The sequence below is a fragment of the Streptomyces sp. SolWspMP-5a-2 genome, from assembly GCF_900091845.1.
Lineage (GTDB): Bacteria > Actinomycetota > Actinomycetes > Streptomycetales > Streptomycetaceae > Streptomyces > Streptomyces doudnae.
Genome location: NZ_FMCI01000234.1, coordinates 1 through 12920, shown reverse-complemented (window position 1 = coordinate 12920; position 12920 = coordinate 1). Strand labels below are relative to the sequence as shown.

Sequence of the window (12920 nt, the reverse complement as noted above, 5' to 3'; positions counted from 1 at the left end):
AGTGGACACGATTGCCAGCCTGTTCAGCTTCATCACGACACCCGTCTCCTGGGTCATCGTCCAGTTCCACACGGTGTACGGCGCCATCTTCGGCGCGGACACCGGGTGGGCCTGGGGCCTGTCGATCGTGTCCTTGGTGATCCTGATCCGCATCTGCCTGATCCCGCTCTTCGTGAAGCAGATCAAGGCGACCCGGGCGATGCAGACGCTCCAGCCCGAGATGAAGAAGATCCAGGAGCGCTACAAGACGGACAAGCAGCGTCAGTCCGAAGAGATGATGAAGCTCTACAAGGAGACGGGCACCAACCCGCTCTCCTCGTGCCTTCCCATCCTGGCGCAGTCCCCGTTCTTCTTCGCGCTGTACCACGTGCTCAACGCCATCGCGACGGGCTCGACGATCGGCGTCATCAACGAGTCGCTTCTCGCCAGCGCCCGTAAGGCGCACATCGTCGGCGCCCCGCTCGCGGCGAAGTTCACCGACAGCTCCTCGACGGTGGAGGCGCTCGGCGCCTCCCTCATGGACGTCCGGGTCGTCACCGCGATCATGATCGTCCTGATGTCGGCGTCGCAGTTCTACACGCAGCGCCAGCTGATGACGAAGAACGTCGACACCACGGTCAAGACGCCGTTCATGCAGCAGCAGAAGATGCTGATGTACGTCTTCCCGGTCATGTTCGCCGTCTTCGGCATCAACTTCCCGGTCGGTGTCCTCGTCTACTGGCTGACCACCAACGTGTGGACCATGGGCCAGCAGATGTACGTCATCCGCAACAACCCGACCCCCGGTTCCAAGGCGCAGGCCGCCTACCTGGAGCGACTGACCAAGCACGTCACGCACCACGGCAAGACCCGCCGGCGCAGCGAGAAGACGATCGTCAAGGCGATCGTCGCCAAGGGCCGCGACCGCAACGAGTTCGAGCGCAAGTTCATCAACGCGCTCAGCAAGGCCGGCCTCGCGGCGCAGGCCGACGGCACCGTCCTCAAGGGCGAGACCGCCGTGCTGGAGAACGAGAACGGCACGCCCGGCACCGGAGCCCCCAAGCGCCAGCAGCCCAAGCGGCAGAGCAAGGCGCAGCGCCAGGGCGGCCCCCGGGCGGCCGGTGAGAGCGGTACGGCCACCGGGCACGCGGCCGACGACTCCTCCCCGACCTCGCTCAGCAAGGCGCCCGACGAGCAGGACAGCAAGCCCGCCGCCGGTGCCAAGAAGGCCCAGCCGCAGTCGGGCGGCGGTGGCCGCAGCAAGGCCCAGTCCGGTCAGCGCAAGGGCCCGCAGCGCCCCAAGTCCCCGTCCAAGAAGTAAGAAGGAGTCCATCCCGTGACGGAAGGCACCACCTCCGCCGCTGCCGAGGGTGCAGACACCCTGACCCGCCTCGAGCAGGAGGGCGAGATCGCGGCGGACTACCTCGAGGGTCTGCTGGACATCGCCGACCTCGACGGCGACATCGACATGGACGTCGAGGCGGACCGCGCGGCCGTGTCGATCATCAGCGACTCGGGCGGCCGCGATCTGAACAAGCTGGTCGGCCGGGACGGCGAGGTGCTGGAGGCGCTTCAGGAGCTGACGCGCCTGGCCGTGCACCGGGAGACCGGTGACCGCAGCCGGTTGATGCTCGACATCGGCGGCTACCGCGCCAAGAAGCGCGCCGAGCTGTCCGAACTGGGCGCCAAGGCCGCCGCCGAGGTCAAGAGCAGCGGCGAGCCTGTGAAGATGGACCCGATGACTCCGTTCGAGCGCAAGGTCGTGCACGACGCGGTCAAGGCCGCGGGCCTGCGCAGCGAGTCCGAGGGCGAGGAGCCCGAGCGCTTCGTCGTCGTGCTGCCCGCCTGATCGGTTCTCACGTTTTCCCCGGCCCCGTCTGTAGCGCAGGCGGGGCCGAACTTTGTCAGCCTGATAGTTCGGATACCGGCGCCCGGTGCGCCCACGCGGTTCGGAAGGACGGTCCCCCGTGACGGAGGCAGCGGAGCTTCCCCCTGTGCCCGAGCAGGCGCAGGAGGTGTTCGGCGAGCGGTACGCGGACGCGGTGCGGTACGCGGAGCTGCTCGCCGAGGCCGGTGTGCAGCGCGGCCTGATCGGGCCGCGCGAGGTGCCCCGGCTCTGGGAGCGGCACCTGTTGAACTGCGCGGTACTCTCCGAGGTCGTGCCCGACGGCGTGACGGTGTGCGATGTCGGCTCCGGCGCCGGACTGCCGGGCATCCCGCTGGCGCTCGTCCGGGACGACCTGAAGATCACGCTCCTGGAGCCGCTGCTGCGCCGGACGAACTTCCTCAACGAGGTCGTCGAGCTCCTGGGCCTCGACCACGTCACGGTCGTGCGGGGGCGGGCCGAGGAGGTCATGGGCCAGCTGCCGCCCGTCCACGTGGTGACGGCACGGGCCGTGGCGCCGCTGGACCGGCTGGCGACCTGGGGCATCCCGCTGCTGCGTCCCTACGGCGAGATGCTGGCCCTCAAGGGCGACACGGCCGAGGAGGAGCTGAAGGCCGCGGGAGCCGCGCTCGGCAAGCTCGGCGCGGTGGAGACGTCCGTCCTCCAGGTCGGCGAGGGCATCGTGAACCCGCTGTCGACGGTGGTGCGGGTCGAGGTCGGGGAGAGCCCGGGAGGCGTCCGCTTCGCGGCCAAGCGCGCCAAGGCGGCCCGGACCGGACGGACCCGCCGCCGACGCTGAGCGGATCGCACTCACCGGCCGACACCGGCCGTACTCCACACAAGCTGTCAAACCTACGCATGACGGAGTGTCGCGACAGTTCGGCCTCGGCGGGGGCGCATCGTGTTTCACGTGAAACGTCGCTCACTGCTGCACGGCATCATCAGCCGGGGCCGCGCCGCGGCCGAACCCCGTGACCGGAAGCCCCTCGGTTCACTCGGAGAGGGTGTGGAGTTGTCCACAGAGGTGGATTTCTCCACAGAACACCAGGCCTCACTGGTTCATGACCCCGAAGGCATGGCAGGCTCTGTTCATTGCGAGCCTGAAGTCGAGGAGAGTGAATCCTTGCGGTCCGACGCCAACATCGCGGGACCGATGACCGATCCGGTCCCCGGTCCCCGTACCGAGTCGATGGGGGAGGATGTTTCACGTGAAACACCGCCCCCCATGGACGACACACCGATCGGTCGTGCTGCCCAACTGGCCGTAGAGGCTCTGGGTCGTGCCGGTGAGGGCCTGCCGCGGCCCGAGCAGACCCGCGTCATGGTGGTCGCCAACCAGAAGGGCGGTGTCGGCAAGACGACGACGACCGTCAACCTTGCCGCCTCCCTGGCCCTGCACGGCGGGCGGGTGCTGGTGGTCGACCTCGACCCCCAGGGCAACGCGTCCACCGCGCTGGGCATCGACCACCACGCCGAAGTCCCGTCCATCTACGACGTCCTGGTCGACAGCAGACCGCTGTCCGAGGTCGTCCAGCCGGTGCCCGACGTCGAAGGTCTCTTCTGCGCCCCCGCCACCATCGATCTCGCCGGTGCGGAGATCGAGTTGGTGTCGCTGGTGGCACGGGAGAGCCGTCTTCAGCGGGCCATCCAGGCCTATGAGCAGCCGCTGGACTACATCCTCATCGACTGCCCGCCGTCCCTCGGTCTCCTGACGGTCAACGCCATGGTCGCCGGTGCCGAGGTGCTCATCCCCATCCAGTGCGAGTACTACGCGCTGGAGGGCCTGGGTCAACTCCTGCGCAACGTCGACCTGGTGCGGGGGCACCTCAACCCCGCCCTGCACGTCTCGACGATCCTGCTCACCATGTACGACGGCCGGACGCGTCTCGCCTCCCAGGTCGCGGACGAGGTGCGCAGCCACTTCGGTGCCGAGGTCTTGCGGACGAGCATCCCGCGCTCGGTCCGAATCTCCGAGGCGCCGAGCTACGGACAGACGGTGCTGACCTACGATCCAGGATCGAGCGGTGCGCTGTCCTATCTTGAGGCGGCACGAGAAATCGCGTTGAGGGGTGTCGGCGTCAGTTACGACGCGCAGCACGCCCACATCGGCGCCCAGAGCGACCCGAGCATGGTGGAGGGTATCCAGTGAGCGATCGACGGAGAGGTCTGGGTCGTGGGCTGGGAGCGCTGATTCCCGCTGCCCCGACCGAGCGGACACCGGCCCAGGCGTCGATGGGCGGCGCGGCGTCCGCGCCCCCGGCGGCCCCGGTGCTGACGGCGGACCGTGGGGTGGCCGCGGCGAAGGTGACCATGCTGCCGCCCGCGCAGCAGGAGCCCGAGGACCAGCAGTCCGGTGGTGCGGAGCTGCCCGCGTCCCCCGTGGGCGCGCACTTTGCGGAGCTGCCCCTCGACTCCATCACGCCGAACCCGCGCCAGCCGCGTGAGGTCTTCGACGACGACGCGTTGCAGGAACTCATCACCTCCATCAAGGAGGTGGGTCTCCTCCAGCCCGTCGTGGTGCGTCAGGCCGGTGCCGGGCGCTACGAACTCATCATGGGTGAGCGGCGCTGGCGGGCCTGCCGTGAGGCCGGTCTGGAGGCCATCCCGGCGATCGTGCGGGCCACGGACGACGAGAAGCTCCTCCTCGACGCCCTGCTGGAGAACCTGCACCGCGCGCAGCTGAACCCGCTGGAAGAGGCCTTCGCCTACGACCAGTTGCTGAAGGACTTCAGCTGCACGCACGATCAGCTCGCCGACCGCATCGGTCGTTCGCGGCCCCAGGTCTCCAACACGCTGCGTCTGCTGAAGCTGTCTCCCGCCGTGCAGCGCCGGGTGGCCGCCGGAGTGCTCTCCGCCGGGCACGCGCGGGCGCTGCTGTCCGTCGACGACTCGGAGGAGCAGGACCGGCTGGCCCACCGGATCGTCGCCGAGGGGCTCTCGGTCCGGGCGGTCGAGGAGATCGTGACCCTCATGGGGTCGCGTCCGCAGGCCGTCCAGCGCTCCAAGGGACCCCGCGCCGGTTCTCTGGTCTCCCCTGCGCTCTCCGACCTCGCGACCCGGCTATCGGACCGTTTCGAGACGCGGGTGAAGGTCGACCTCGGGCAGAAGAAGGGCAAGATCACCGTGGAGTTCGCCTCCATGGAGGACCTGGAGCGCATCCTCAGCTCCCTCGCCCCCGGTGAGGGACCGGTCCTGCAGAAGAGCCTCCTCGACGGTGACGACGAGGACGGCGAGGAGTAGCGGCCAGTCGGTCGGCCGGGCCTTGGCGCCCGGTGGCCGCCAGAGCGGGCCGTGTCCGGTGTGTGCCGGACACGGCCCGCTCTTTGCTTTCATTCCGTATCGATGCGATCGCTTCGTGGATACGATGCGTTCGGGCAGGGCGCATCACCTGGCAGACCTCGGAGAGGGAGGCGGGGGCCATGCGAACGATGAGCCGCACCGGACTGGTCGGGGCGGTCCTGGGGCTCGGCGCGGTCGGCGGATTCGTCGGCAGTCTGCTCAAGGAACGGAGCGCTCTGACAGCCGCCCGCTGCGCAGCGGGCGAGGGAAGCGAGGAACAGCCTTCATGGGGCGCCGGCTCGTACCACTCACGCTGGACAACCTCGCGGACCTCCCCCAGCGCTGCCGGTCGTGCGTCTTCTGGGAGTTGGACCCCGTCCGCGGGGAAGCCGCGGTAAAGGCGGGCACGTCCGCGGAGGAGAAAGAGGGCTGGCTCTCCGCCGTCCTGCTCGACTGGGGTTCCTGCGGCCGGGTCGTCCATGTCGACGACGTGCCGGTGGGCTTCGTGCTCTACGCCCCGCCGGACTACGTCCCCCGCTCGACCGCGTTTCCCACCAGTCCCGTCTCGCCGGACGCCGTGCAGTTGATCACCGGCTTCATCCTGCCGGGGTATCAGGGGCAGGGGCTCGGCCGGGTGATGGTGCAGACGGTGGCGAAGGATCTGCTGCGCCGGAACTTCAAGGCGATCGAGGCGTTCGGTGACGCCCGCTGGTCGGAGCCCGCGTGTCTGCTGCCCGCCGACCATCTCCTCGCCGTCGGCTTCAAGACGGTCCGCCCGCACCCCACGCACCCGCGGCTGCGGCTGGAGCTGCGCACCACGCTCTCCTGGAAGGAAGACGTGGAGATGGCGCTGGACCGGCTTCTGGGAGCCGTGCAGAAGGAACCGGTGCTGCGACCCCTGTGAGGCGGTCCGCGTCCGCTGTGGGGCGCACCGGGACGCCCGTGAGGCGCGGGGCGAGCGAGGCGTAGACAGAGAATCCTCGTGGAGACGCGGAAGGGGCCGACTCCCGAGGGAGTCGGCCCCTTCCATGTTTCACGTGAAACATCACTCAGAGATGAAGTCCTCCAGGTCGCGCAGGATCGCGGCCTTCGGCTTCGCGCCGACGATGGTCTTGGCGACCTCGCCGCCCTGGTAGACGTTGAGCGTCGGGATGGACATGACGCCGTACTTGGCCGCCGTACCCGGGTTCTCGTCGATGTTCAGCTTCACGATCTCGATCTTGTCACCGTGCTCCTTGGCGATCGCCTCGAGGGACGGGGCGATCTGACGGCACGGACCGCACCAGGCGGCCCAGAAGTCCACGAGGACGGGCTTGTCGCTCTTGAGGACGTCCTCGTCGAAGGAAGCGTCGGTCACGTTCTTCAGGTCGGCCACGGCGGGGGCTCCTTTACTGGATGTGCGGTGGGGGCAGGGCGGGGGTCAGACAGCGGTCTTCTCGGGCTCCGCCTTCTCACCGTCCGCGAGGACGGCGAGGAAGCGCTCCGCGTCGAGAGCGGCCGAGCAGCCGGTACCGGCGGCGGTGATGGCCTGGCGGTAGGTGTGGTCCACCACGTCACCGGCGCCGAAGACACCCGTGAGGTTGGTGCGCGTCGAGGGCGCGGCGACCTTCAGGTAGCCCTCCTCGTCCAGGTCCAGCTGGCCCTTGAACAGCTCGGTGCGCGGGTCGTGGCCGATCGCGATGAAGAGGCCGGTGACCGCCAGGTCCGACAGCTCGCCGGTCTTGAGGTTGCGCAGCTTGAGGCCGGAGAGCTTCGGGTCGCCCTCGATCTCGGCGACCTCGCTGTCCCAGACGAACTTGATCTTCGGGTCGGCGAAGGCGCGCTCCTGCATCGCCTTGGAGGCGCGCAGGGTGTCCCGGCGGTGGACGATCGTCACGGACTTGGCGAACCGGGAGAGGAAGGTCGCCTCCTCCATGGCCGTGTCACCGCCGCCGATCACGGCGATGTCCTGGTCCTTGAAGAAGAAGCCGTCACAGGTGGCGCACCAGGAGACACCGCGTCCGGAGAGCGTGTCCTCGTTCGGCAGGCCCAGCTTGCGGTGCTGGGAGCCGGTGGTGACGATGACGGCCTTGGCCCGGTGGACGGTGCCGGCGGTGTCGGTGACGGTCTTGATCTCTCCGGTCAGGTCGACGGAGACGATGTCGTCGGGGATCAGCTCGGCACCGAAGCGCTCGGCCTGGCCGCGCATGTTGTCCATGAGGTCGGGGCCCATGATGCCGTCGCGGAAGCCGGGGAAGTTCTCCACGTCGGTGGTGTTCATCAGCGCACCGCCTGCGGTGACGGCGCCCTCGAAGACCAGCGGCTTCAGGGAGGCGCGCGCTGTGTAGAGCGCCGCCGTGTAGCCGGCGGGCCCGGAGCCGATGATGATCACGTTACGGACGTCGCTCACGGCTGGGTTCCTCGTCTCTGGACTGCGTCGCGGACCGGGGGGAGCGCCTCTCGGAACTCTCATCCCACCCAACGGATACTAAGGGGCGCGCATTCCCACTGTGTCCGGGCACACGGAGGCCCGCCGGGGGCGGTTGCGGAGCCGCAGCTCAGGGGTGGGTGTAGGTCCGCGTGAGCAGGACTTTCGCCTTGGTGGCGGACGAGGGGTGGGAGACGCAGCTCGTGTCCATGAGGTACGCCGTCACCTTCGTCCCGTCGGAGGCGTCCGGCAGGACCACGAGGAGCGCTCCGGTGCCCTGGTAGGTGCCTGCCTCGGCCGTCAGTGCCGGGGCATCGCGGCCGATGCCCTCGCGGACGCAGGAGGGCACGGTGGGCTCCTTGAGGACCTTGGGCTGGTCGCTGCCTCCCTCGATCCCCATGCTGCGCGGGGCCTCGGAGGAGGTGCCGGCGGGCTGTTCCCGGAGCAGTGCGGAGACCTGGTTCTCCAGCTGTCCCGCGGAGAAGGTGTCGTGAGAGGTCTCCCGGGCCTGCGGGGAGGGGGGCGACGCGTCGTCGTGCAGGCCCGCCAGGAGGACGGAACCGATGCCCAGCGCGGCGACCGTGAAGACGGTGCCGAGGACGGCGACCCGGCGTCGACCGCCCGGCCGGCGCTCCTTGCGGCCCGGTCCGGTGGTGGACGTGCGGGCGCGCCCGGCAGGACGGGCCGTCGAGGCCGTCGTCTCCGCGGTCGATGTTTCACGTGAAACATGCGCGCTGTCGTCACGGTCGGGCGCGTCCGGGACGGCGGGCTCGGGGGAGCCCGCGGAGGGTTCCTTGCCGCGCAGCGCCTCCGCGGCGAGGGCCGCGTCGATGCGCCGTGCCACGTCGTCGGGCATCGGGGTCGGCTCGGGGAGCGCGCCCAGCAGCCCCTGGATCTCCTCCAGCGACGCGCAGACGTCCGCGCACAGCTCGCAGCCGTCCAGGTGCCGTCGTACCTCAGCCGTCCGGGACGGCGGGAGCAGGCCCTCGGTGAGGTCGGAGAGCTCGTCGACGTCCGGGTGTCCTGTCATGTCCTTCGTGAATGTCACGCTCGCCCACCTCCGCCCTTCACGGCAGCTGCGTCGTTCGGTCCGGTGTCGCGGGGACCGGTGGCCGGTGGTCCCGCCGCCGGTGGGACGGATGCCGCCCGCGACTGGTTCCGTCCGGTGCCGGGTTCGTCGCCGTCCTCGGGGTTCCCGGGCCGCAGATGGGTGAGGAGCGGCAGCAGTCTCGCTCTGCCCCGGGCGCAGCGGCTCTTGACCGTGCCGGTCGGCACGTCGAGCATCCGGGCCGCCTCGGCGACCGGGTAGCCCTGCATGTCCACCAGCACCAACGCCGCGCGCTGGTCCGGCGGGAGGGTGCGCAGGGCGTCCAGGAGCTGGCGGTGCAGATCGTTGCGCTCGGCGGGCGCCGAAGCCGACTCGTGCGGCTCCAGCAGGTGCTCCAGGCGTTCGGTGTCGTCGACCGGGGAGGTCTTCCGGGAGGCGGCCTTGCGTACCCGGTCCAGGCAGGCGTTGACCGTGATGCGGTGCAGCCAGGTCGTCACGGCGGAGTGGCCGCGGAAGGTGTGCGCGGCCCGGTAGGCGGAGACCAGCGCGTCCTGGACGGCGTCGGCGGCCTCCTCACGGTCGCCGAGGGTCCGCAGGGCCACCGCCCACAGCCGGTCACGGTGGCGCCGCACTATCTCCCCGAAGGCGTCCTGGTCGCCCTCCACATGGCGGGCCAGGAGGTCCTGATCGCTGGTGTCGCCGTACGCGGACTCCTCCGCCATCGGACCCCCTCCCCTGGGACGTGGAAGCTCAGCCGGTGAACTTCAGGTCCGTGACCGCCTGCTTGTACCCGCTGCCGCTGAAACCGTCGCCCGGCGCGTACGGCAGCGCGGTGAACCACACCAGCACGTACTGGCTCTTGACCGGCTTGGCGACCTTCACGGTGGCCGTGGTGCCCGTGGTCGTCACCGAGCCCAGCTTCTTCATGGAGGTGATCGGGACCGACGAACTCAGGGAGTCGGTGGCGTAGAGCGTCACCGTGGTGTGGTCGCCGCCGAACAGCAGCCCTATCGAGGCGGCCGAGACCTCCTGGGCCGAACCGAAGTCGTAGACGATGCCGACACCCGGCTTGAACGCCGGGTTCATGTCCGGGCCGTCCTTGTAGCTGGAGGTGCGCCAGTACGAGGAGCTGTCACCGTCGTAGGTCTTGCCGACGTCGCCCGGGTGCTGGGCGTCCCCCTTGGCGACGTACTCCTGCGCGCTCGCGATCTTCAGCGGCTTGGTGGGCCTGGGGATGGCGCTGTTCTTGTCGCCCTCGTCCGTCGTCTGGGTCTTGTTCTGGTCGTCGGACGAGTTGCCGTTGTCCATCAGGGCGTCCGCGAGCTGCCAGCTGCCCAGGCCCAGGGCGGCGATGAGGAGGGCCGACACGGCCCACTTCAGCACCTTGCCGGTCCGGCTCTCCAGCGGGGCCGGGAGCGTGGGCACCGGGGTGGCCGCCCCCGGGAGCGGGGCGGAACGGCCGTAGCTGCCCTGCTGGTACGTCGTGCGCTGGTACTCGGGCGGGGCGGCGAACGTCGGCTCCGGCGGGCGGATGCGCGGCATCTCGCCGATCGCCTTCACCAGCTCCTCCGGCGTGGTGCAGGCCGCCTCGTGCCGGGACGCGGTGGCCCCGTCATTGGCGAGCGCCCGCATCGACAGCTCGGAGAGCCCGCGGTGGACCCCGGCACGCACCTGGTCGGGTGCGATGAGACCGATGTCCTTGGGCAGCCCGGTGAGCCCGTAGGCGTCCTCCTCGTACGGCCAGCGCTGGGTGAGCGACGCGTACAGCAGGGCGCCGATCGCCTCGGTGTCGGCACGCTGCGGGGTCTCGGAGGAGACACCGCGCAGGGCCGCGTTGACCGCGAGGCCGCGGATGCGCCACTGCCCGCTGGAGGTGCGCAGCACGGCGTTGGGGTTCAGCCGGAGGTGGGCGAGGCCCTCCCGGTGCGCGGCGGCCATCGCCGAGGCGACCTGACTGACCATCTGGTAGGCGTCGTGCGGCTCCAGCGGGCCGGTCGCCAGCAGCGCGGTCAGCTCGATCGCGTCGGGCAGCCACTCGTGGACGACGTAGACGAGGTCGTTCTCCTCGACCGCGTCGAGGACCTGGACGAACCGCGGATCGCCGAGCAGCGCCGACGACCGGGCCGAGGCCAGGACGGCACGGGCCCGCGCGTGGTCGGCGGGCAGGGTGTGGACGCCGACCGCGCGGCGGAGTTTCTCGTCCACCGCACGCCAGCTGCTGAACCCGTCCAGACGGGTGACGCACTCCTCCAGCCGGTACCGCCTGGCGAGTTTGTGACCGCTGTGCAGCTCGGGGGGCGAGGCCATCCCGGGACCGCCGGTCCCGCCACTCCCCTGTGCCTCGTCGCTCTCCGTGTCCCGCTCCCGGTTCTGGGCCACCCCGTCGGCCGTGGACTGGTCCGCCTGTGCGGTCAGCGGCTCGTCGCCGCTGGTGTCTGCCACGTCGACGGCAGCCGTGCTCCGTTCCGCCACCGTCGTCCCTGCCTCCCCACTCGTCGCGCGCCGACCGACATCCGTGCGGGCCGTCCGACGCCGAAACCAATTGTGCCCACAGTCCGCCGCAATGCACGACACGCAGCGGGGGACGATGGTTGCGCGCTTACCCCTATATCAACGCCCCAGACGCCCGCGCACCATGCCCACGAGGGAGTTGAGCTCCTCGATGCGCATCCGGCGGGCCGCGACGTAGAAGACGACGAGCAGCACCGCACCGCCCGCCACCAGCGCGGCGAGGGAGCCGAGGACCCCCTGGCCGAGCGTGTGACCGATGCCGTAACAGGCGGCGCCGCTGAGCAGTGCCGCCGGTACCGAGGCGATGCACAGCCGAGCATAGGTGCGCAGGACGCGCGCGCCGTCCAGATCGCCCCGCAGCCGCTTGCGCAGCCGGTTCCAGGCGACCCCGACGCCGATCGCGTAGGCGAGCCCGTAGGAGGCCGCCATGCCGACCACGGCCCAGCGGGCCGGGAGGACGAAGAAGCAGACCGCGGAGGCGGTGGCGTTGACCGCGGCCACGATGACCGTGTTGTAGAACGGCGTCCGGGTGTCCTCGTAGGCGTAGAACGCGCGCAGGACGACGTACTGGACCGAGTACGGGATCAGGCCGAGGGCGAAGGCCATCAGCATGAAGCCCATGTTGGTGGCCTCACGGGTGCCGGAGGACCCGAAGATCAGGGTGCACATCGGGATGCCGAGGGAGACGAACCCGAAGGCGATGGGCACGATCGCGACGGCGGTGGTGCGCAGGCCCTGCGAGATGTCGTCGCGGACCGCGCCGCCGTCGTCCTCCGCGGCCGAGCGGGAGATGCGCGGCAGCAGGGCGGCCATCAGCGAGACGGTGATGATCGCCTGCGGCAGGCCCCAGATCAGCTGGGCGTTGGCGTAGGCGGCGAAGCCGGTGCCCTCGACCGGGGAGTCCTTGCCCGCGGCGGTGGAGAGCTGGGTGACGACCATGGCGCCCGCCTGGTTGGCGAGCACGAACAGGACCGTCCACTTGGCGAGCATCGCGGCTTTGCCGAGGCCGTGGCCCTTCCAGTCGAAGCGCAGCCGGATCCGGAACCCGGTCTCGCGCAGGTAGGGGATCATCGCCAGGGCCTGCACGACGAGGCCGAGCAGGACGCCGACGCCCAGCAGCCGCTGGCCCTCGGGCGGGATGCTGCCGGCCGTCATGCCGGAGCTGCCGGCGCTGCCGTAGACCCAGATGAACGTGCCGAGCGTGACGATGATGACGATGTTGTTCAGGACCGGGGTCCACATCATCGCGCCGAACTTGCCGCGCGCGTTGAGGATCTGGCCCATCACCACGTGGATGCCCATGAAGAAGATCGAGGGCAGGAAGTAGCGGGTGAAGGTCACGGCGACGTGGTTGGCGGCGGGGTCGTCGGCGACCGGCACCGAGAGCATCCGCACGAGGAGGGGCGCGGCGAACATGGCGGCGGCGGTCAGGGTGCCGAGCGCCACCATGACCAGCGTCAGCAGCCGGTTGGCGTACGCCTCGCCGCCGTCCTCGTCGTCCTTCATGGCGCGCACGAGCTGCGGCACGAACACGGAGTTGAGGCCGCCGCCGACGGTGAGGATGTAGATCATCGTCGGGAGCTGGTAGGCGACCTGGAAGGTGTCGCCGAGCAGGCCGATGCCGAGCGCCGACACGATCAGCGCGGAGCGGATGAAGCCGGTGAGGCGGGAGACCATCGTGCCGGCCGCCATCACGGCGCTCGACTTCAGCAGCCCCGCCGCCTTGCCGCCCTTCTTGGCGGGCGCCGCGGGAGCCGCCGCCGGGGCGGGCGCCTCCGCGACCGGTGCCGCCGCGCCGTACCCGGCGGCCT

At 70.2% G+C, this 12920-nt stretch carries 12 protein-coding genes; 6 read left to right on the top strand and 6 right to left on the bottom strand.

Annotated elements, in window-relative coordinates; translation table 11 throughout:
* Window position 1 precedes the first annotated feature (1 nt).
* The 6 genes from yidC (at window position 2) to GA0115242_RS23125 (ending at window position 6047) form a co-directional block, all read left to right on the top strand.
* The gene (yidC, locus tag GA0115242_RS23150) at window positions 2–1300 is read left to right on the top strand and encodes a membrane protein insertase YidC (protein WP_093831516.1); all 1299 of its coding nucleotides are present in this window, start codon (window positions 2–4) and stop codon (window positions 1298–1300) included.
* A 15-nt stretch (window positions 1301–1315) separates the two neighbouring features.
* The gene (locus GA0115242_RS23145; protein ID WP_093831514.1) at window positions 1316–1828 is read left to right on the top strand and encodes a Jag family protein; all 513 of its coding nucleotides are present in this window, start codon (window positions 1316–1318) and stop codon (window positions 1826–1828) included.
* Between the two features lie 118 nt (window positions 1829–1946).
* On the top strand, window positions 1947–2663 hold the full coding sequence (gene rsmG, locus GA0115242_RS23140) for a 16S rRNA (guanine(527)-N(7))-methyltransferase RsmG (protein ID WP_093831512.1): 717 nt from the start codon (window positions 1947–1949) through the stop codon (window positions 2661–2663).
* A gap of 276 nt (window positions 2664–2939) precedes the next feature.
* Complete coding sequence (locus tag GA0115242_RS23135; RefSeq protein ID WP_093831548.1) at window positions 2940–4013, top strand: ParA family protein; 1074 nt, start codon at window positions 2940–2942, stop codon at window positions 4011–4013.
* A complete protein-coding gene (locus GA0115242_RS23130) occupies window positions 4010–5104 on the top strand; it encodes a ParB/RepB/Spo0J family partition protein (RefSeq protein ID WP_093831510.1) in 1095 nt (364 codons plus the stop codon). Before GA0115242_RS23135 ends, GA0115242_RS23130 begins: the two co-directional genes overlap by 4 nt.
* Before the next feature lie 325 nt (window positions 5105–5429).
* Complete coding sequence (locus tag GA0115242_RS23125; RefSeq protein WP_093831508.1) at window positions 5430–6047, top strand: GNAT family N-acetyltransferase; 618 nt, start codon at window positions 5430–5432, stop codon at window positions 6045–6047.
* Window positions 6048–6188: 141 nt separating this feature from the next.
* Here GA0115242_RS23125 and trxA read toward each other — a convergent pair whose 3' ends face one another.
* From trxA to murJ, 6 genes are all read right to left on the bottom strand, one after another.
* On the bottom strand, window positions 6189–6518 hold the full coding sequence (trxA, locus tag GA0115242_RS23120) for a thioredoxin (RefSeq protein WP_093831506.1): 330 nt from the start codon (window positions 6516–6518) through the stop codon (window positions 6189–6191).
* 45 nt (window positions 6519–6563) lie between these two features.
* Entirely contained in the window at window positions 6564–7532 is a 969-nt protein-coding gene (gene trxB, locus GA0115242_RS23115; RefSeq protein WP_093831504.1) for a thioredoxin-disulfide reductase, read from the bottom strand.
* 148 nt (window positions 7533–7680) lie between these two features.
* A complete protein-coding gene (locus tag GA0115242_RS23110; protein ID WP_093831502.1) occupies window positions 7681–8598 on the bottom strand; it encodes an anti-sigma factor family protein in 918 nt (305 codons plus the stop codon).
* On the bottom strand, window positions 8595–9320 hold the full coding sequence (sigM, locus tag GA0115242_RS23105) for an RNA polymerase sigma factor SigM (protein WP_093831500.1): 726 nt from the start codon (window positions 9318–9320) through the stop codon (window positions 8595–8597). Before sigM ends, GA0115242_RS23110 begins: the two co-directional genes overlap by 4 nt.
* A gap of 28 nt (window positions 9321–9348) precedes the next feature.
* Window positions 9349–11070 (bottom strand): protein kinase family protein, encoded by a 1722-nt coding sequence (locus tag GA0115242_RS23100; protein WP_093831498.1) that lies wholly within the window; start codon window positions 11068–11070, stop codon window positions 9349–9351.
* Window positions 11071–11208: 138 nt separating this feature from the next.
* The coding region (gene murJ, locus GA0115242_RS23095; protein ID WP_176729893.1) for a murein biosynthesis integral membrane protein MurJ at window positions 11209–12920 on the bottom strand (1712 nt) is incomplete at its 5' end.

Bases quoted from the DNA above. Each gene is read 5' to 3' on its own strand.
- GA0115242_RS23135 (WP_093831548.1), top strand. From the start codon at position 2,940: ATGGCAGGCTCTGTTCATTGCGAGCCTGAAGTCGAGGAGAGTGAATCC.
- GA0115242_RS23125 (WP_093831508.1), top strand. From the start codon at position 5,430: ATGGGGCGCCGGCTCGTACCACTCACGCTGGACAACCTCGCGGACCTC.
- sigM (WP_093831500.1), bottom strand. From the start codon at position 9,320: ATGGCGGAGGAGTCCGCGTACGGCGACACCAGCGATCAGGACCTCCTG.